Annotated in this window: 15 protein-coding genes; 7 read left to right on the forward strand and 8 right to left on the reverse strand. The window is 63.9% G+C overall.

What is annotated here, in order from left to right; genetic code table 11:
- Window positions 1-95: 95 nt before the first annotated feature.
- Window positions 96-1,583 (reverse strand): hypothetical protein, encoded by a 1,488-nt coding sequence (locus P3T24_RS29350; protein ID WP_429440155.1) that lies wholly within the window; start codon window positions 1,581-1,583, stop codon window positions 96-98.
- 401 nt (window positions 1,584-1,984) lie between these two features.
- Here P3T24_RS29350 and P3T24_RS29355 point away from each other — a divergent pair, with 401 nt between their 5' ends.
- The 3 genes from P3T24_RS29355 (at window position 1,985) to P3T24_RS29365 (ending at window position 3,821) form a co-directional block, all read left to right on the forward strand.
- Window positions 1,985-2,125: a hypothetical protein gene (locus tag P3T24_RS29355; protein WP_166660659.1), complete on the forward strand. Its 141-nt coding sequence runs from the start codon at window positions 1,985-1,987 to the stop codon at window positions 2,123-2,125.
- 123 nt (window positions 2,126-2,248) lie between these two features.
- Entirely contained in the window at window positions 2,249-2,881 is a 633-nt protein-coding gene (locus P3T24_RS29360) for a LysE family translocator (protein ID WP_429440157.1), read from the forward strand.
- 151 nt (window positions 2,882-3,032) lie between these two features.
- A complete protein-coding gene (locus P3T24_RS29365) occupies window positions 3,033-3,821 on the forward strand; it encodes a sulfite exporter TauE/SafE family protein (RefSeq protein WP_074265758.1) in 789 nt (262 codons plus the stop codon).
- Window positions 3,822-3,923: 102 nt separating this feature from the next.
- On the opposite strand, the gene P3T24_RS29370 is transcribed toward P3T24_RS29365, so the two are convergent.
- Window positions 3,924-4,178: a hypothetical protein gene (locus tag P3T24_RS29370; RefSeq protein WP_074265759.1), complete on the reverse strand. Its 255-nt coding sequence runs from the start codon at window positions 4,176-4,178 to the stop codon at window positions 3,924-3,926.
- Window positions 4,179-4,541: 363 nt separating this feature from the next.
- A complete protein-coding gene (locus P3T24_RS29375) occupies window positions 4,542-4,895 on the reverse strand; it encodes a BON domain-containing protein (protein ID WP_074265760.1) in 354 nt (117 codons plus the stop codon).
- A 683-nt stretch (window positions 4,896-5,578) separates the two neighbouring features.
- Here P3T24_RS29375 and P3T24_RS29380 point away from each other — a divergent pair.
- From P3T24_RS29380 to P3T24_RS29390, 3 genes are all read left to right on the forward strand, one after another.
- Window positions 5,579-7,021 (forward strand): TAXI family TRAP transporter solute-binding subunit, encoded by a 1,443-nt coding sequence (locus P3T24_RS29380; protein ID WP_429440159.1) that lies wholly within the window; start codon window positions 5,579-5,581, stop codon window positions 7,019-7,021.
- 158 nt (window positions 7,022-7,179) lie between these two features.
- Complete coding sequence (locus P3T24_RS29385; RefSeq protein WP_429440161.1) at window positions 7,180-7,815, forward strand: 2-hydroxychromene-2-carboxylate isomerase; 636 nt, start codon at window positions 7,180-7,182, stop codon at window positions 7,813-7,815.
- Window positions 7,816-7,997: 182 nt separating this feature from the next.
- Window positions 7,998-8,984 (forward strand): LysR substrate-binding domain-containing protein, encoded by a 987-nt coding sequence (locus tag P3T24_RS29390; RefSeq protein ID WP_429440163.1) that lies wholly within the window; start codon window positions 7,998-8,000, stop codon window positions 8,982-8,984.
- A 27-nt stretch (window positions 8,985-9,011) separates the two neighbouring features.
- Here P3T24_RS29390 and xdhC read toward each other — a convergent pair whose 3' ends face one another.
- From xdhC to xdhA, 3 genes are read right to left on the reverse strand one after another with little or no spacing between them, the layout of a single operon-like run.
- On the reverse strand, window positions 9,012-9,581 hold the full coding sequence (gene xdhC, locus P3T24_RS29395) for a xanthine dehydrogenase accessory protein XdhC (RefSeq protein ID WP_429440165.1): 570 nt from the start codon (window positions 9,579-9,581) through the stop codon (window positions 9,012-9,014).
- A 15-nt stretch (window positions 9,582-9,596) separates the two neighbouring features.
- Window positions 9,597-11,972 carry a xanthine dehydrogenase molybdopterin binding subunit gene (gene xdhB / locus P3T24_RS29400; RefSeq protein ID WP_429440167.1) on the reverse strand — a complete coding sequence of 792 codons (2,376 nt, stop codon included), beginning with the start codon at window positions 11,970-11,972 and terminating at the stop codon, window positions 9,597-9,599.
- 31 nt (window positions 11,973-12,003) lie between these two features.
- The gene (xdhA, locus tag P3T24_RS29405) at window positions 12,004-13,521 is read right to left on the reverse strand and encodes a xanthine dehydrogenase small subunit (RefSeq protein WP_429440169.1); all 1,518 of its coding nucleotides are present in this window, start codon (window positions 13,519-13,521) and stop codon (window positions 12,004-12,006) included.
- Window positions 13,522-13,900: 379 nt separating this feature from the next.
- Between xdhA and P3T24_RS29410 the strand changes: the two genes are divergently transcribed.
- Window positions 13,901-15,112, forward strand: coding sequence for an MFS transporter (locus P3T24_RS29410; RefSeq protein ID WP_429286522.1), 1,212 nt, complete (start codon window positions 13,901-13,903; stop codon window positions 15,110-15,112).
- A gap of 48 nt (window positions 15,113-15,160) precedes the next feature.
- Here the strand turns inward: P3T24_RS29410 and P3T24_RS29415 are convergent, their stop codons facing one another.
- Complete coding sequence (locus P3T24_RS29415) at window positions 15,161-15,400, reverse strand: DUF6900 domain-containing protein (RefSeq protein ID WP_074265768.1); 240 nt, start codon at window positions 15,398-15,400, stop codon at window positions 15,161-15,163.
- A gap of 231 nt (window positions 15,401-15,631) precedes the next feature.
- Window positions 15,632-16,861 (reverse strand): pyridoxal-phosphate-dependent aminotransferase family protein, encoded by a 1,230-nt coding sequence (locus P3T24_RS29420; protein ID WP_074265769.1) that lies wholly within the window; start codon window positions 16,859-16,861, stop codon window positions 15,632-15,634.
- Between the last annotated feature and the right edge of the window lie 214 nt (window positions 16,862-17,075).

A 17,075-nucleotide genomic window follows, 5' to 3' on the forward strand; every position in this document is an offset into this window, starting at 1 on the left:
TGCGATGGAAATCGCCTTGCGTCGTTGTCGGGCGCGGGGTTTCACTTACGTCCGCATCCGCCCGGCTCGAACCATCGCGCGCCAGCAACCCGCGCTCAATGGTGGTCGGGCGGCTCATGCGACTGGATAGGCTGCGCCGGAGTCGCCGCTGATTTCGCGGGCGGCTGCGCCTCATTCATGGCCTGCGCGATGATGCTCTTCGCCTCCGCGCTACCCGAATCGACGACCAGAGCGTTGCCGGCGTTGTGCCAGGCGCAGTTCCAGCGCTCCATATACATACAGCCCCGCGCGACATCGAGCGCGGCGTCGCGCTGCTGTTCGCGGCCGGTCAGATCCGTGCGCATGTCGAGCGCCTCCTGATTCTTCGGTTGCGTAGCGAGGGCGGCTGAGAGATGCGACTCGGCTGCGGTCAGGTTGTCCTTTTGCAGCATCGCCCGAGCGATCTGAAGATTCCTCGTTACCTCTGGACGCACCTGATCTGGCTTGCCATTGACATTGGCCTTCGTGATGGCATCGCGCTTGACGTCAGGCGTTGACGACGTCGAGGGATGCGGCGCAGCGGCCAGAGTCTTTGGCGCCGGTTTGGGCACGACGGTCGATGGCCTGGAGGCGGTTGCAATGGCAGGTGTGGACGAGGCAGGCTTCGACACGGGAGGCGTTTGCGCAATCGGACGCGGTGCCGTTGAACTCTGCACGGCTGCGCTTCGGGCGGCCGAACTCTGCGCAGTTGCGACGTGCGCAGCCGGATTCTGAGCGGCCGGATTCTGCGCAACCGGAGCCGGTGAGACCGGAGCCTGAGTGATGGTCCGACTCGGCGCTACCGCAGGCGGTAAGTTCGCGAGCTGAGACATCGGCTTGGGAGCCACTGCTTTAGGTGCGGCGGTCTCGGCTTCAGGCAGTTTCGACGCAAGCGACGCGGGCGCGGCGGGTTTGGCTGCGAGCGTTGCGGACGCAGCGGGTTTCGTCGCGAGTGACGCAGGAGGATTCGATTTAGCTGCAAGCGGCACGGAGGCAGAGGGATTAGCCGCAAGCGAAGGATTTACTGCGAGCGGCGCAGGCGTTGCCGGCCTCGCTGCAAGCGGCACAGAGGCAGAGGGCTTCGCTACGAGCGTCGCGGGCGAAGCGGGCTTCGCCGCAAGGGACGCAGGCGCAGACGGCGCCGTCGTCACCACAGAACTCGCCGCGGGCGGCGCAGGAACCGCGGCACGCGGCACGGCCTGCTGCGTCAACACCGTGCCGGACACCGCCTTTGGCACCACGGCAACCACCGGGCTACTGGGCCGCAAGGCAACGTACCCGGCCACCGCCGCCACGAAGAACAACACCACAAGTCCCGCTATGACCCAGACAAACGGAGATCGCCTGGGCGCACGCCAGGGATCATATTTGGCGTGAAACCGGTCGTCCTCCACACCCGCCGGCGTGTTCCACGCCGCAGGCGCCGCCAGTTGCGGCGCGATCGAGGAAGCGGGAGGGGGAAGACGGACGCTGGCAGAAGCGGCAGACGGCGAATACCAGCCGAGCGGATCGAGCTGATTGGCCCCGCAAGACGGACAGGACAGCAGATTGGTGGCTAGTGTCACACCACAGTGCCGGCACTGTGTCGAATCGCGCTGATCGGAGGTTATATCACTAAGCATTGTCCGAACCGCTACCTACGTTGCGATAACAGGCAGATCCTGCTTACAGGTCAGCAGGTTTAGCGCAATATGATCTGCCGGTGCACAAAGATCAATCGGCGATTTCAGACATTTGGCGGATGGATGATATTCACACGCGTTAGAGGCGAAATAACGCTAAATAAAGTGCGTTGTATCACCTGTTTTGCGTCGCCTGAGCGCAACAGCCGGCGCGGGTGGCTTCCTGTCTGAAATGACGGCACCCAGCTGGCGCAAATGTTGCGCGACAGCGCGCGCAATTCAGCGCACACTGAGTGGAGGCTCGAACAATTTCGACGAGCACACACGCAAAAGGGAGTCCTGTCATGGCAAAAGGTCAGATGCGCAGTAATCGCGAAGTCAAGAAACCGAAGCAGGCCAAAAAGCCGACGCCCACCACCCTGCCGTCAGGCTCGCCGCCCATTCGGGTAGCGCCCGCTTCGTCGTCGACAACGAAGAAGCATTAAGCTTGAGCTAATCAACGCCGGCATGCGCCGCACCTAACGGTGCAGCGCTGCTTACGGCGAGCCGGGGACGAAAGTCCCCGCGGCTCGCCGTTTTAGTTTCTGGTCAACCAGCAAGGAACTCATATGTCGAGTACCGCTCTGTTCTTCACCGCTGCGGGCGTCGGATTGGCGGTTGCGGCACCCGTCGGACCGATGGGCATGCTGTGCATCCGTCGCACGCTCGCCGAAGGCCCGCAAGCGGGACTCGCCATCGGCATTGGAATCGCCAGCGGCGATGCCGTCTACGGTCTCGTCGCGGCACTCGGACTGGTCGGGTTATCGCACTTCATGCTCGCCTACGACCGGCCGCTGCATTTCGCCGCCGGCCTGTTCCTGCTTTACCTCGGAATACGCGCGCTGCTGCAGAAAACGCCCGCTGACGCCGCAAACGACGGCAGCTCCGCCCGCAACAGCTACGCCGGCACGGCGCGAGCCTATGCGAGCGCACTGCTTCTCACGCTGACAAACCCACAGACCGTCATCATGTTCGCCGCGCTATTCACGACGCTTGCGCCACGCGGCCCGTTCTCGACGACCGTTGCGCTGACAACAGTATCGGGTGTGTTCTGCGGCTCGATTGCATGGTGGTGTTGCCTCGTCACGGCCGTTACGCTGGCCCGTCATGCCCTCGGCAGCAAACTGCGGAGGTGGATCGACCGCGGCGTGGGGATGGCGCTGGCGGTATTCGGCGTGGTCGAGATTCGCCGCGCGCTCTGAGGGTTCACGCACCCGGCACGCTCGCGTTCCAGTTTTGCGACAATAGCGCCTTTGCCGCGCCAGTTCGCGCCGCCGCGTCCACGTTTGCCGTGAGGCGCGCCGGCGTTCGGATGCGGTTCGCAACCCCACACGGCCGCCAGCGGTCCGCTCCATGTCACTCCCGCATATCGAACTGCTGTATTCCTTTTCCGGCCTGTTTGTCGGCTTTCTCGTCGGGCTGACCGGCGTCGGCGGTGGCTCGCTGATGACGCCGATCCTGGTCCTGCTGTTCAAGGTCCATCCCGCCACCGCGGTGGGCACCGATCTGCTCTACGCGGCCGCCACCAAGGCAACCGGCACACTCGTGCACGGCCTGAAGGGTTCGGTGGACTGGCAGGTGACAACCCGGCTCGCCGCCGGCAGCGTCCCCGCCGCGACCGTCACCTTGATCCTCCTGCACCGATACGGCATGGACACGCCGGGCGCGAGCCGGCTGATCCAGATCGTACTCGGTGCGGCGTTGCTGATTACCTCGGTGGCGCTGGTGTTCAGGCCGCAACTGGCGAAACTCGGCGCAGGCCGCCAGAGTTCGCTCACGCAGGGCCGCACGCTCGGTTTGACCGTGCTGACCGGGGCGGTGCTGGGGGTTCTGGTGTCATTGACCTCGGTGGGCGCCGGGGCGATCGGTGTCACGGTGCTGTTGCTGCTGTATCCGCGCCTGCCCACTACGCGGATCGTCGGCTCGGACATCGCGCATGCCGTGCCGCTCACGCTGCTCGCCGGTGCCGGACACTGGCTGCTCGGCTCGATCGACTGGTCGATGCTGCTGTCGCTGCTGGTAGGTTCGCTGCCTGGTATCGCGATCGGCAGCTATCTGTCTGCTCGAGCGCCGGATGCGCTGCTGCGTAATGTCCTCGCCGCTACGCTGACGCTGGTCGGCGTAAGGCTGGTGCTTTCCTGACGCACGCCACCAGCAGAGGGCTCTGCGAAGACCCTCGCCTTACCTCGCCGTATATGCCCGGTACACCCGGGCAAACGCCGGTTCGCCGCTGCCGCTCGACTTCTACTTGAAGAACCGGCAGGTCAGATCGGTTTCGAACTGGCGCACCCAATGGCCGGCGTCATCGACGCGATACGACTGCGCCCAGCCGCCGCGCCGCACGGTCACGAGACGCCGGTGATGGGCGACGTCGTCCGGATCGGCTGACCCGGTGATTTCAAAATGCGCCGGCGCGAAGCCGTGCCGTGCGCACACCAGTTCAAAGGCTGCCCGTTCGCCGATTGGCAGGTCCGTGTAGCGCTGAAGCATAGCGTCCATTTTGGTTCGCTCCGGGTGTGTTCCGGGTGCAGGCCGGCTCCCAACCTCAACAGTACGCTTCAACCAGCGAAATTTGTGTGTCACAGCGCACGACGGATATAGCTCGCGTCGGCCAGCACCGGAACGCCATGCCGCGCTACCCACGGCGCATCGCCTCGCCAAAAGCAGAACGGGCCCCGGCGATTCATCGGAGCCCGTTCTGGGTATAGCCGAGCGCGACGCGCTCAGGCGCTGGTCATCATCAGGAAAACTGTGCAGGCCGAACCTGCAGGAGCCTCACGGGCCTGCAGGCCGGCGCCGCTTGCAACGGCGCGCGAGCCACGGCCGATCATCCGGCCGCGGCGATCACGCCCGCGGCCTCCATCAGTTCGGCAGCACCACCGTCAGCTTGTTCGACACCGAGGTCACGCCGTCGACACCCTTGGCGACGTCACCAGCCTTGTCGATCTGGCCTTGGTCAGGCACCGAACCCGTCAGCGTCACTGCGCCGCCACGAGCGCGCACAGAGATGCTCGACACGTCGATACCCTGAGCCTTGGCGAGCGCGCTGCGCACTTTGCGGCCCAGTGTGCGGTTTTCTTTCTTGACGGCCTTGGCACTCGGGGCAGCCATCGCGCCCGACGCAGCCATTGCATCGCTTGATTGCGCATACGTGTTGCACGCTATCACCACCGCCACCACACCACCCAGCGCCTTCAGAAAATCGACCGATTTCATGATTTCTCCTTTTACTTCGGTTATGACCGCATCTACCAAGCGGCTTCGTTACGACTCCGGACTGCCATGACAGCGCGCGACAAGGCACGGCTGGGCCACGGCCGATTGGGCTTCGACACGGAGTTGCGAGAGGCGAGAGTGGCCGGCCCGGCGATCGCATTGCGATGCACAAGCCAGCATGCCGTGAGGTCCGCCAACGCGCCCGGTTCTACTTTGTCGCGCCGGGTCGCGCTGCGCAAACGTTGAAACGCGGCAGCGATGCACAATTTAATCTACGCGCGCGAGAAGCGCAAAGGGTTTAGCGAGGGTCCGCGGCCCGGCGCGTAAGGTTCGGAGGCATTGTGGACCCCATTTCAGGTGGGTTTCTCCTGGGTTTTACGTCAATTGCGTGCCGGTTGCAGGCCGGTGTTATGCGGGTTTTGCCGCTATCTCGAGCGCGATTCAAGGGCAGTTAACGCAGGTTTCGCTCGCATCACACGCGCATCTCATGCGCATCTCACGTTTTGTTACGGGTTTGTCAGCCCATCCCCACCGCTCATGCGCCGAAGCCGTGACAATCTCATGTACCATCGGCGCGAACATGCCGCTGCGGGCTTTGCCGCGAGCCGCCACGTGCCCTGCGGGCCCCCTGCGTGCCATAGCCACCGCATTCATCGAACGATCCGTAGCCCTCACGTCAGCCCATGAAGTCTTCCTCCGGCCGCAAACCGCCCCGCCTGGTCGCCCGTTTCGTGGCCATCTCCTGGCGCGATCTCGCGGTGTCGTTCGGTCCGATTGTGTTGATCGCCGCCGTCGCCATCTGGGTAGCCGTGCGCCTGATTCAGCCCGCGCCGCCCCACACGCTGACCATCACCGCCGGTCCCGAGGGCAGTACGTTCTGGAATGCCGCGCAGAAGTACAAGACAATCCTCGCGCGCAATGGCATCACGCTCAACGTCCTGACCTCCGAGGGCTCGGCCCAGAACCTCATGCGCCTCGCCAATCCGGACAGCAAGGTCGACGTGGGTTTCGTGCAGGACCGTGTCGCCCCCGGTCCGGTGCCTGACGGGCTGATGTCGCTCGGCAGCGTGGCCTACGTGCCGCTCGCGATCTTCTATCACGGCCGCACCGCCACGCGGCTGTCGGAATTCAAGGGCTTGCGGCTCGCGATCGGCGCCGAGGGCAGCGGTACGCGCGAACTGGCGCTGGCCCTGCTGAAGGCGAACGGCATCGAGCCGGGCGGCCCCACCACCCTGCTGCCGCTGTCTAGCGACGACGCCGCCCAGGCGCTGGTCTCCGGTCAGATCGACGCGGCCTTCCTGACGGGCGATTCCGCGCAACCGCCGGTGATGGGCAAGCTCTACCGCACACCCAACGTGCAGTTCTACAATTTCACGCAGGCTGAAGCCTATGCGCGGCGCTTTCCTTACCTGACTGAGATCCATCTGCCGATGGGCGCCTTCGACCTCGGCAAGAACCTGCCGCCGGCGCCGATCCAGATGGTCGCGCCGACCGAGGAACTGGTGGCGCGCGACTCGTTGCACCCGGCGCTTTCCGATCTGCTGATCGAAGCGGCCCGCGAAGTGCACGGCCGCGCTAACGTCATGCAGCGTGCGGGGGAATTCCCGGCACCGCTCGCGCACGACTTCCCGATCAGCGACGACGCCGCGCGCTACTACAAGTCCGGCAAAAGCTTCCTGTACCGGATACTGCCGTTCTGGATCGCGAGCCTCGCCGACCGCCTGCTGGTCGTCGTGGTGCCGCTGATCGTGTTGCTGGTGCCGGCGCTGCGGCTGGTGCCGGCGCTGTACGCGTGGCGGGTCAAGTCGCGAATCTACCGCTGGTATGGCGCGCTGATCGCCCTCGAACGCGGCGCGCTCAACGACACCTCGCCCGAAGAGCGTCAACAGTTGATCGAAAAGCTCGACGAGATCGAGGGATCGGTCAACGGACTGAAGATGCCGCTCGCCTATGCGGACCAGTTCTACGTGCTGCGCGAGCATATTGGCTTCGTACGCCAACGGCTGACGCTGCAGCAGGAGCACGAGGCTGCGCAGGAAGCGGCGCGAGCCTCCGGCGGCGAGGACGATTCCGACGCGCCGGGCGCCTCGGGTGGGCCGTCCGCTGCACCGCCTCAGACCGCGTGAGTTGCCTGGCCGGTGCAACGAGCGCTGCACTCGGCCCCGGCTCCGCGTAAGATCACAGCAGACTGGATGGTTTAGCAGACGCGCGTAGCAGACACGCGTAGCGGACGCTTATAAAACCTGCACGTTCCGTCCAGATCCGAGCAATCCGGGAGACACCTATGACCAATGGCATCGACGCCAGGCAACCGTTGTGGTTTTACGACTTCGTCTCGCCGTTTACGTATCTGTTGCTCGAGCAACATGACAAGTGGCCGGGATTTCCGTTCGTCTTCACGCCGGTTGTACTGAACGATTTGTACCAGCACTGGGGCCAGCGTCCCGCCTACGGCGTGCCCACCAAGCGCGTGTACATGTATCGTCACGCGCTGTTTCGCGCGGATCAGCTCGGCATCCCGTTCAAGATGCCGCCGGCCCATCCGTTCGATTCGACCAAACCGCTGCTGCTCGCCGTCGCCGCCAAGGCCGACATCCATTGCGCACGCGAGATCTTTCGCTTTATCTGGCGCGAAGGGCGGGATCCGTCAAGCGAGGAAGGTTTTGCCGCGCTGTGCGAACGGGTTGGCCTGCCTGACGGCCCCCAGTTGGTCCAGGACGAAGAGATCAAGGCGCAACTGCGCCGCAACACGGCAGATGCGATCCAGCTCGGTGTCTTCGGAGTGCCGACCTTCTGGCTCAACGACCAGTTGTTCTGGGGAGAAGATGCCCTGCCGATGGTGCTGTACAGCGCGCGCACGCCGAACTGGCTTGAATCGAAGGAAGTGAAGCGCATCAGTTCGCTGCCCTCCGGGATGTAGGCTTGCGAGCTCGCCGCAGGTACTGCCGGGCTCGCGGTGTGTGATCCCGGCCATACCGCGCCCGCTATGGCGGGCGCACGGCAAACAGGCCTAAGGTTATAGACTTCGCGCCCCGCTTCGCGAGCTCTTCGGCTGGGGCTCCAAACGGCGCACTCACAGAGTCTGATCCGCCCACCTGATCCATGGACGACACCGCTGCCTCCCTCGATATCTGGCTCGTACGCGTGCTGCGTACGCTGCTCGTCGAGCGAAGCGTCACGCTGACAGCGCAGCGCCTGAACCAGACCCAGCCTGCCATCAGCACCGCGCTGCGCAGGCTGCGCGAAACGCTGAACGACCCGATCCTCGTACGCGGTAAATCCGGCATGGTGCCGACGGAATACGGCGCGTCGCTGCTGCCGTCCGCGCAACGGGTGCTGCGTGAAGTGGACTTTGTCGCGACCCCGCATGGAGATTTCGATCCGGGCCGCTCGCGACGCACCTTCCGGGTCGCGGCCCCGGACTATCTGAACGACTTTTTCATGCCGACCGTCATCGCACAGTTTCGCGAGGCGGCGCCGCACGCGCGTCTGGAAATCGATTCGCTGAACCCCACGCTCGACCACGCTGCCGCGCTAGAGGCCGGCGAACTGGATCTGGTGATCGGTAACTGGCCAAAGCCCGATCCTCGCTTCGAGAAAAGCGATCTGTTCTCGGATACGGTGGTGTGCCTGATGCGCGCTGATCATCCGCTGGCGCAGCAGCCGATGACGCGCGAAACCTATCTTGCCGCTCCGCATCTCGCACCCACGCCGTATAGCGGCGCGCGGGGCGGCGCCGTCGATACCGGCTTTGCGCGGGCACGTGCCGAGCGCCGCATCGTCACGACACTGCCCTACTTCGGCCTCGTGCCACAGGTGCTGCTGCAGTCCGACCTGATCTTCACCACGACGCGCCGCTTTGCGATGCACTACGCAAACATGCTGCCGCTCGCGGTCGTGGACGTGCCGATTCCGTTTCCACGCATCAAGTGCTATCAGTTGTGGCATCCGCAGCCGGACAGGCCAAGCGATATCGGCTGGCTGCGGACGTTGATGTCAGACGTGTCGGAGCGACTGGTGTCGCAGAAGGCGCGGCGCGTGAAGCGCGCGCCTGCGGTGCAGCGGGAAGCGTCGGAAGCGGAGCGGTAGAAAGTTCCCGGCGTTGGGGACGAGGGTTCAGACGCTGACGCAGAGTTCGCGTGGCACGCGCGCTGTTTCGCTTGAACGCACCTGCAACAGCTCCGCGCATACTGCAATCGCGATCGAGGTCGGCGCCTTGTCGACAATTCCAGCCACGCCGATCGGGCAGGTCATCGCCCCCATTCGTTCCGGATCGACGCCACGCTCGATCAAACGCCGCTCGAATTTTACCCGTTTGGTCTTCGAGCCAATCATCCCGAAGTAGGTGAAATCGCGCCGCCGCATGATGCGTGCAGCGAGCGAGAAATCGAGCGCGTGATTGTGCGTCATCACGAGGAAGTAGGCGCCGGCGGGCGCGCTGTCGACGATCGCATCAGGCGAGTCGGTCGCCTCCACCTGCACATTGGCGGGCACTTCATCGGGAAACAGCTCGTCGCGCTCGTCCACCCACTGCACGACGCACGGCAGGTTTCCCAGCAGCGTGATCAGCGCATGCCCAACATGGCCGGCGCCGAACAGCACGATATGCATCGGCGCCCGGCGCGTCGCAGCATGGCTGCTGCGACGGCCGATCTGAATGAAAGAAGGTGCGTTGATCGCAAGCATTCCCGTTAGCTCCGCTTATTGTCGTACCGCGGGCGCGGCAGCTGTTGCTGCGCGCACGGCGACGACTGCCTTGAGGATCTCTTCGCTCGTCGCAGGCGCGTTGAGCTGCGGATTGACCTTGTAGTCACCCACAGCCGCCACGGCGTCACGGACTGCGAAGAACACGGAGAACGGCAGCAACAACGGCGGCTCGCCGGTTGCCTTCGAACGGTGAATGCTGTCCTCCACATTCCGGTTCTTGAAGAGCCTCACGTCAAAGATGGGCGGCGTGTCGTTCACCGTGGGAATCTTGTACGTGGACGGTGCGTGCGTCATCAGCTTGCCACCTGGGTTCCACCAGAGCTCTTCCGTCGTCAGCCAGCCCATGCCCTGGATGAAGGCGCCTTCCACCTGACCGACGTCGAGCGCCGGATTCAGCGAAGCCCCCACGTCATGCAGCGCGTCGGCGCGCAGCACACGCATTTCGCCAGTGAGCGTGTCGATCACGACTTCCGAAACCGCGGCGCCGTACGAGTAGTAGTAGAACGGGCGGCCCTGCAGCTTCGACTGATCCCAGTACAGCTTCGGCGTCGCGTAGAAGCCGTCCGACCAGAGCTGCACCCGGGCCAGGTAGGCCTTCGCGATGATCTCTTCGAACGGCAGCACGGCGTCGCCCACCTTCACGCGGTCATGGCCAAAGCGCACGCTCGCCGCGCTCACCTCGCCGGCGCCGAAACGCTCGGCGGCAAACGCAGCCAGGCGCTCGCGCAACTGGCGAGCAGCGTCCTGAGCAGCCTTGCCGTTCAGATCGGAGCCGGTCGAAGCGGCCGTAGCCGACGTGTTCGCCACCTTGCTGGTGTCGGTCGCCGTGACGCGCACGCGGTTAAAGCTGATGCCGAGTTCATGCGCGACCACCTGCGCGACCTTCGTGTTGAGGCCCTGCCCCATCTCCGTGCCGCCGTGATTCACCAGCACCGAGCCGTCCGTGTAGATATGCACCAGCGCGCCGGCCTGGTTGAAGTGCGTCACGTTGAACGCAATGCCGAACTTCACCGGCGTGAGCGCCAGGCCCTTCTTCAGCACTTCGTTGTTGGCATTGAACTCGCGGATCTCGGCGCGGCGCGCACGGTAGTCGCTGGTGGCTTCGAGTTCGTCGATCAGTTCGTGAATCACGTTGTCTTCGACCACCTGGCCATACGGCGTCTGGTTACGCTCAGTCTTGCCGTACAGATTGCGGCGGCGCACATCGAGAGAATCCTCGCCCAGCGAACGCGCGACGTTGTCCATGATGTATTCGATCGCAAACGCGCCCTGCGGACCGCCGAAGCCACGGAACGCCGTGTTCGACTGCGTGTTGGTCTTGCCGCAGAAACCGTCGATCGTCACATCGGACAGCCAGTAGGCGTTGTCGAAGTGGCACAGCGCGCGCGTCATCACCGGGCCGGACAGGTCAGCGGAGAAACCGCAGCGTGAGGTCATGTCGACCGTCACGCCTTCGATTACACCCTTGTCGTCGTAGCCGACTTCGTAGGTGTAGTGGAAGTCGTGGCGCTTGCCGGTGACCATCATGTCGTCGTCGCGGTCCGGACGCAGCTTGACCGGGCACAGCAGCTTCCACGCGGCAATCGCCGCGCAGCAGGCGAACAGGCCGGATTGCGATTCCTTGCCGCCGAAACCGCCGCCCATCCGGCGGCATTCGATCAGCACGTTGTGCGACGGCACGTGCAGCGCGTGCGCCACCAGGTGCTGCATTTCGGTGGGGTGCTGCGTCGAACAGTAGACGTGCATGCCGTCGTCGTCCTTCGGCACTGCGTACGAAATCTGGCCTTCCAGATAGAACTGTTCCTGACCGCCGAGCAGCATCTCGCCCGCGTCATGGTGCGCAGCACGTGCGATCTTCGCACCGGCTTCGCCGCGCGCCAGCTTCATCGGCGGCAGCACATATTGATTGGCGGCGCGCGCCTGCTGCGCGGTGAGAACCGCCGGCAACTCTTCGTAGACAACCTCGGCGCGGCGTGCGGCGAGGCGGGCCACATCGTGCGAAACCGCAACCACGATAAACATCGGCTGGCCGACATACTGCACCACGCCATCAGCGAGAATCGGATCGTCGCCGTGGATGATCGGGCCCACGTCGTTGACGCCGGGGATATCTTCGGCCGTGAAGACAGCGACCACGCCCGGCGTGGCGCGCACCTTGTCGAGCGACATCGAGACGATCTTCGCATGCGCTTTCGGCGAAAGGCCGAGCGCGGCATGCAGCGTGCCGGCCAGCACAGGGATGTCGTCGGTATAGGTGGCGCGGCCACTCACGTGCAGATGCGCGGATTCATGCGGGCGCGAGACATGCACCTGGGCGAAATTGTCGAGGTCCTGAATGTCTTTCAGGAACGGTTCTGCTTGCTGATTCATTCGAGTCGTTCTCCGTATCCGTAGGACGGGTTCAGGCGTTCGCGCCGGCTGCAAGGACCGCGCGCACGTCGAGCGCGGACCTGGGCAGCGGGTTATTCGGACGGGTTTCGAGCCAGAAGCGGTAAAGCGTGTTCTTCGCCGCGTCGAGGCGGTAGTTGCTGGTGGCGCGCATGTCGGAGAGCGGCGCGTAGTCGTTGCCGAGCGCGATCATCGCTGCCTGCGCGGTGGCCTCGTGCCATTCGGCGTCGCGCAGCACTGCTTCGGCGTGGGTCGCACGCTTCGAGGTCGCGGCCATGCCGCCGAACGCAATGCGCGGCTCGCGGATCGTATCGCCATCCGCGATAAACGAGAACGCGGCGCACACCGCCGAGATGTCGGAGTCGAAACGTTTGGAGAGCTTGTAGGTACGGAACTGCAGGTTCTGGCGCACGCCGGTGCGGGTCGGCACCTTCAGGCCGACCACGAACTCATGCTCGGCCATGTCCTTCTTCTGGTACGCGAGGTACAGATCTTCGAGCGGCATCTCGCGCTCAATCTCGCCGCCGCGCACCACCACGTGGGCACCCAGCGCGATCAGACCGGGCATCGAATCGCCGATCGGCGAGCCGTTTGCAATGTTGCCGCCGAGCGTGCCCGCGTTGCGGATCGGCAGCGAGGCGAAGCGCTTCCACATTTCCGTGAGCTCTGGATAGTGCTTCGCGAGTTCAGCGTACGCGGTTTCGACGCTCACACCCGCGCCGATCTCGATCCAGTCGTTTGACACCTCGATGCGGCGCAGCGCTTCGATCTGGCCGACGTAGACGATATTGCCCAGTTCGCGCATCAGCTTGGTGACCCAAAGACCGATGTCGGTGCTGCCGGCGAGGATGCGCGTCGCCGGTTGCGCGGCCTTGATCTGCGCGAGCGCTTCGACGGTGCGTGGCGCGTCGAACTGCTGGCCGGCGAATTCGTAATGGAACGTCTCACCGCGCTTGAGCGTGGCGAGTTTGGCCGACAGCGCGGCGACGTCGACCGGCGCCTTCGGCGCGGGAGCTTCGAACATGCGCACGGCTGCGTCGACGATCGGCCGGTAGCCGGTGCAGCGGCACAGGTTGCCGGTCAGCGCGTTGCTGATGTCATCGCGCGAGGGCACCGTCTTGTTGGCGCAGCTGTGTTCGTGGCCGTGCTTTTCGTACAGCGACCACATCGACATCACGAAACCCGGCGTGCAGAAGCCGCACTGCGAGCCGTGGCATTCGACCATCGCTTCCTGCACCGGATGGAGCGACCCGTCCGGCTGGCGCAGGTCTTCGACCGTGAAGAGCGCCTTGCCGTCGAGCGTGGGCAAGAACTGGATACAGGCGTTGACTGCCTTGAAGTTGACACCGCCGGCTTCGTCGCGCTCGCCGACCACGACCGTGCACGCGCCGCAGTCGCCTTCGGCGCACCCTTCCTTGGTGCCGGTGCAGTGCGCATCTTCGCGCAGGTACTGAAGCACAGTGCGGGTGACGGGAGCGTTCGTGATCTCACGGATCGCGTTGCGGTGGTAGAAGCGGATCGGCTGGGTCATGTCTCTTACTCGGGGATTGTTCTATGTCCGCGGGGACAGTGCTGCATTGATGATTCGAACGCTATCACCGTCAATATCTGCAACCCATAGCGAGGAGCACATGCGGGACATATCGTTTGGACGATAAGGAGACAGGTTTTGAGCGAATCGGACTTATATCTAGCATGGTTGATCGCCGTATTTTCATGCTCAATACGTTATTTCAGCCATATCGCCATTTCTCAGATCGGGCCTGACCGCCCGCCAGCCGCCCAAATCGCACCTCTATATCGACCCGCCGCCGTATTTTTGACGCGAAAAATATTAAGCAAATCCTGCAACGGAATCGGTTCCATGGGAAAATCACGGCTTTCCGCCGTTTTCAAGTCTCGTTTTCCCCATGTCCGCCGACACAGCCACATCGCGCAGCGAATTTGCGACCACTCTGCAGATCATTCCGGTCGTCTTTTTCACGTTTATTTGCTACCTGACCATCGGGATTCCGCTGGCGGTGCTACCTGGCTACGTCCACGATGACCTCGGTTTTAGCGCGATCATCGCCGGGGCGGCGATCAGCGTGCAGTACCTGGCCACGCTCGCCTCGCGCGCACTCGCCGGCCGCTCTGCCGACACGCTCGGCCCGAAGCGGACCGTGGCAATCGGACTGATCGGCTGCGGCACGAGCGGCATCATGCTGCTGCTCGCCGTGCTGTGTGGCCGCTGGCCCGGGGTGAGCCTGGCGCTGCTGGTGCTGAGCCGATTGGTACTCGGCTTCGGCGAAAGCCTGTGCGGGACGGGGGCGATTCTGTGGGGGATCGGGCGAGTCGGCGTGTCGCACAACGCCCGCGTGATCTCGTGGAACGGCATCGCTACCTACGGAGCGCTGGCCATCGGCGCGCCGCTCGGCGTGGCGATTGCGCATACGGTCGGCTATACGGCGCTCGGTATCGTGGTCATCGCGCTGGCTGCGCTTGGCTACTATCTGGCGCGGCTGATCGCACCCGTACCGGTCGTGCACGGCGAACGGATGTCGTACCGCAGCGTGTTCATGCGCGTGCTGCCGCATGGGATCGGGCTCGCGCTCGGCTCGGCCGGCTTCGGTTCGATCGCAACCTTCATCACACTGTTCTATGCGGCGCGGCATTGGCCGAATGCGGCGTTGTCACTGACCGTGTTCGGCACGCTTTTCATCGGCGCACGCCTCTTGTTCGCCAATACCATCAAGACGTATGGCGGCTTTCGGGTGGCGATTGCGTCGTTCTCGTTCGAATGCGTTGGCCTGCTGATGCTGTGGCTCGCGCCCGAGCCCCATTTCGCGCTGGCTGGGGCCGCTCTGACCGGTTTTGGTTTTGCGCTCGTGTTTCCGGCGCTGGGCGTCGAAGCCGTGGGCCTCGTGCCGCCGGCTAGCCGCGGCGCGGCGTTGTCCGCTTACTCGGTGTTCCTCGACCTGTCGCTGGGGATCACCGGACCGCTCGCCGGGTACATTGCGGGTGAATTTGGCTACGGCTCGGTGTTCCTGTTTGCCGCGGTGGCCGCGGCTGCAGCCGTGGCGCTGTCGACCATGCTGTATCTGCGAAACGCCCGCGTACCGAACGCGCCCGCTGCGACCTGACTGACAGGCTTAGCCCCGTTTGGGGCAAGCCTGCTGCGGTTCAGGCGTTCAAGGAAAGAAAACTTCTTGCGATGTTTGCGGATCGGCGTCGCCGCCGCGGGCTACGCGATGCCCGACCACTAGTCCTGCATCGTAGGCAGCCTCGAGCACATGGGCGAGGTCCTCGATATGGATGACATGCAGATCCTTCGTCAACTTTCCGGTCTGCTCAAGCGTGTCGATGCCGAGTACTTCGGTGGCGATAGTCTCCAGTAACGCGAGACGTTCGTGATGGATGGTCTTGCTCATTTGGTACCCCCTTTACAGGCGGGGCGTGACACCTCACATGAGAAATCACTGTTGCCCTGTTAGCCTTGATTTGCGTCATCGTTCAGTTGTAATAATAGTAAGGAAACGCAAACCTGGCACGTGACCTGCAGTCGCAGTTTGAGGCTCTATTCCAAAAAAGCTAACGCCATCTGCGGCGATCTGACGCGCAAAAGCGGGCAACTCGCCAGCCCGCCCGCACATTGAGGTGATCTAACGCGCCGCCGCGCCGCGTGCGCCGCCGGACAGCGACTTCTCCAACGCCGCTACGCCCGCCGGCAAATCGACCGCGACGCCCAGATCCAGCACCGTGCGGCCGAGCGCATGCAACGTGCGGAAGAGATTGTGCTCGCGGCATTGCTCGCCCATCTGCCCGATCCGCACAATCGGTAAGCCGAATGAGCCGGAGATTTCCACCTGATGCTGACGCGAGATGTGGCCGCAGATATCCGCCGGACTCAAGGTACCGGGCACCTCGATGCCGACCACGGAATTCAGACGGCATTCCTGCGGCGCATAGAGTTGCAAACCCAGCGCCGTAATGCCTTCCTGCAGCGCCACCGAACACTTCAGATGTCGCGCAAACCGCTTCTCAAGCGTCTCTGCGCACACCAAACGCAGCGCCTCATGCAAGGCCAGCACGCCCGAGACCGGCGCGGTGTAGTGATAGCCAGCGTTGTGCCAGAAGTTTTCCGCGAGCGAGGCATCGAGGCACCAGTGGGCGTTCGGCGCCTTGCGACCCTTCACGCGCGCCCACGCCGCGTCCGAGAAAGCAATCAGCGAGACGCCCGGAATCGACGAAAGCCCTTTTTGCCCACCAGTAATCACCGCGTCGATGCCCCACGCGTCCATCTCGAGCGGCATGGTGCTGAGCGTGCAGACGGCGTCGACGATCACCAGCGCACCGGCCGCCTTCGCCAGCGCGGCGATGTCCTTAAGATGGTGATTCACGACCGTGTTGGAGGTCTCGCCCTGCACGATCGTGACGATCTCGGGCCGCTCGCGGCGGATCGCTTCGGCGACCTGATCGAGACTCGCGACCGTGCGGTCCGCTACGTCGAGCATCGATACCTCGGCGCCGACGCGCCGGCCCATCTCCGCCATCCGTTCGCTGAAAAAGCCATTCTTGATACTGAGTACGCGCGTGCCAGTCCAGGCCAGGTTCGAGATAGCCATTTCCATCGCGGCCGAGCCCGGACCCGCCACACCCAGCACCCACTTCGAATGCGTCTGGAACACGTAGCGCGCCATGGTCTTCACCTGCCCGATCACCTTCACCATCGTGCTGCCGAGGTGATTGATCACCACCGTATTGGCCTTGGCGACGGCAGCGGGAATCGGCACAGGGCCGGCGCCCATCATCAGCAACGGTTCTTCGGGGAGGATGGCGTCGAGCGATTCGACGTCGGGACAGGGGACGGGCGTGGAAGATGTGGTCGGCATGATCTGATCGGTACGGAGGATTTCAAAGTGCGGCAGAGGCTGAACGCGCTCATGATCGTGAAGCGACGCATGAACACGTCAGGCTGCCCAGATGCAAACGGCCTCGCCAATCTTGACGCTGGCGAGGCCGCTCACATCCTGAACGACGATCATTAACCGATCCGGGCGATTGTGCAAGTTTTTTGACAGTGCTAGTCGCCCGCCAGCACGGGGG

Origin of the sequence: Paraburkholderia sp. GAS33, assembly GCF_050436645.1 — a bacterium.
Taxonomy (GTDB): domain Bacteria; phylum Pseudomonadota; class Gammaproteobacteria; order Burkholderiales; family Burkholderiaceae; genus Paraburkholderia; species Paraburkholderia phenazinium_B.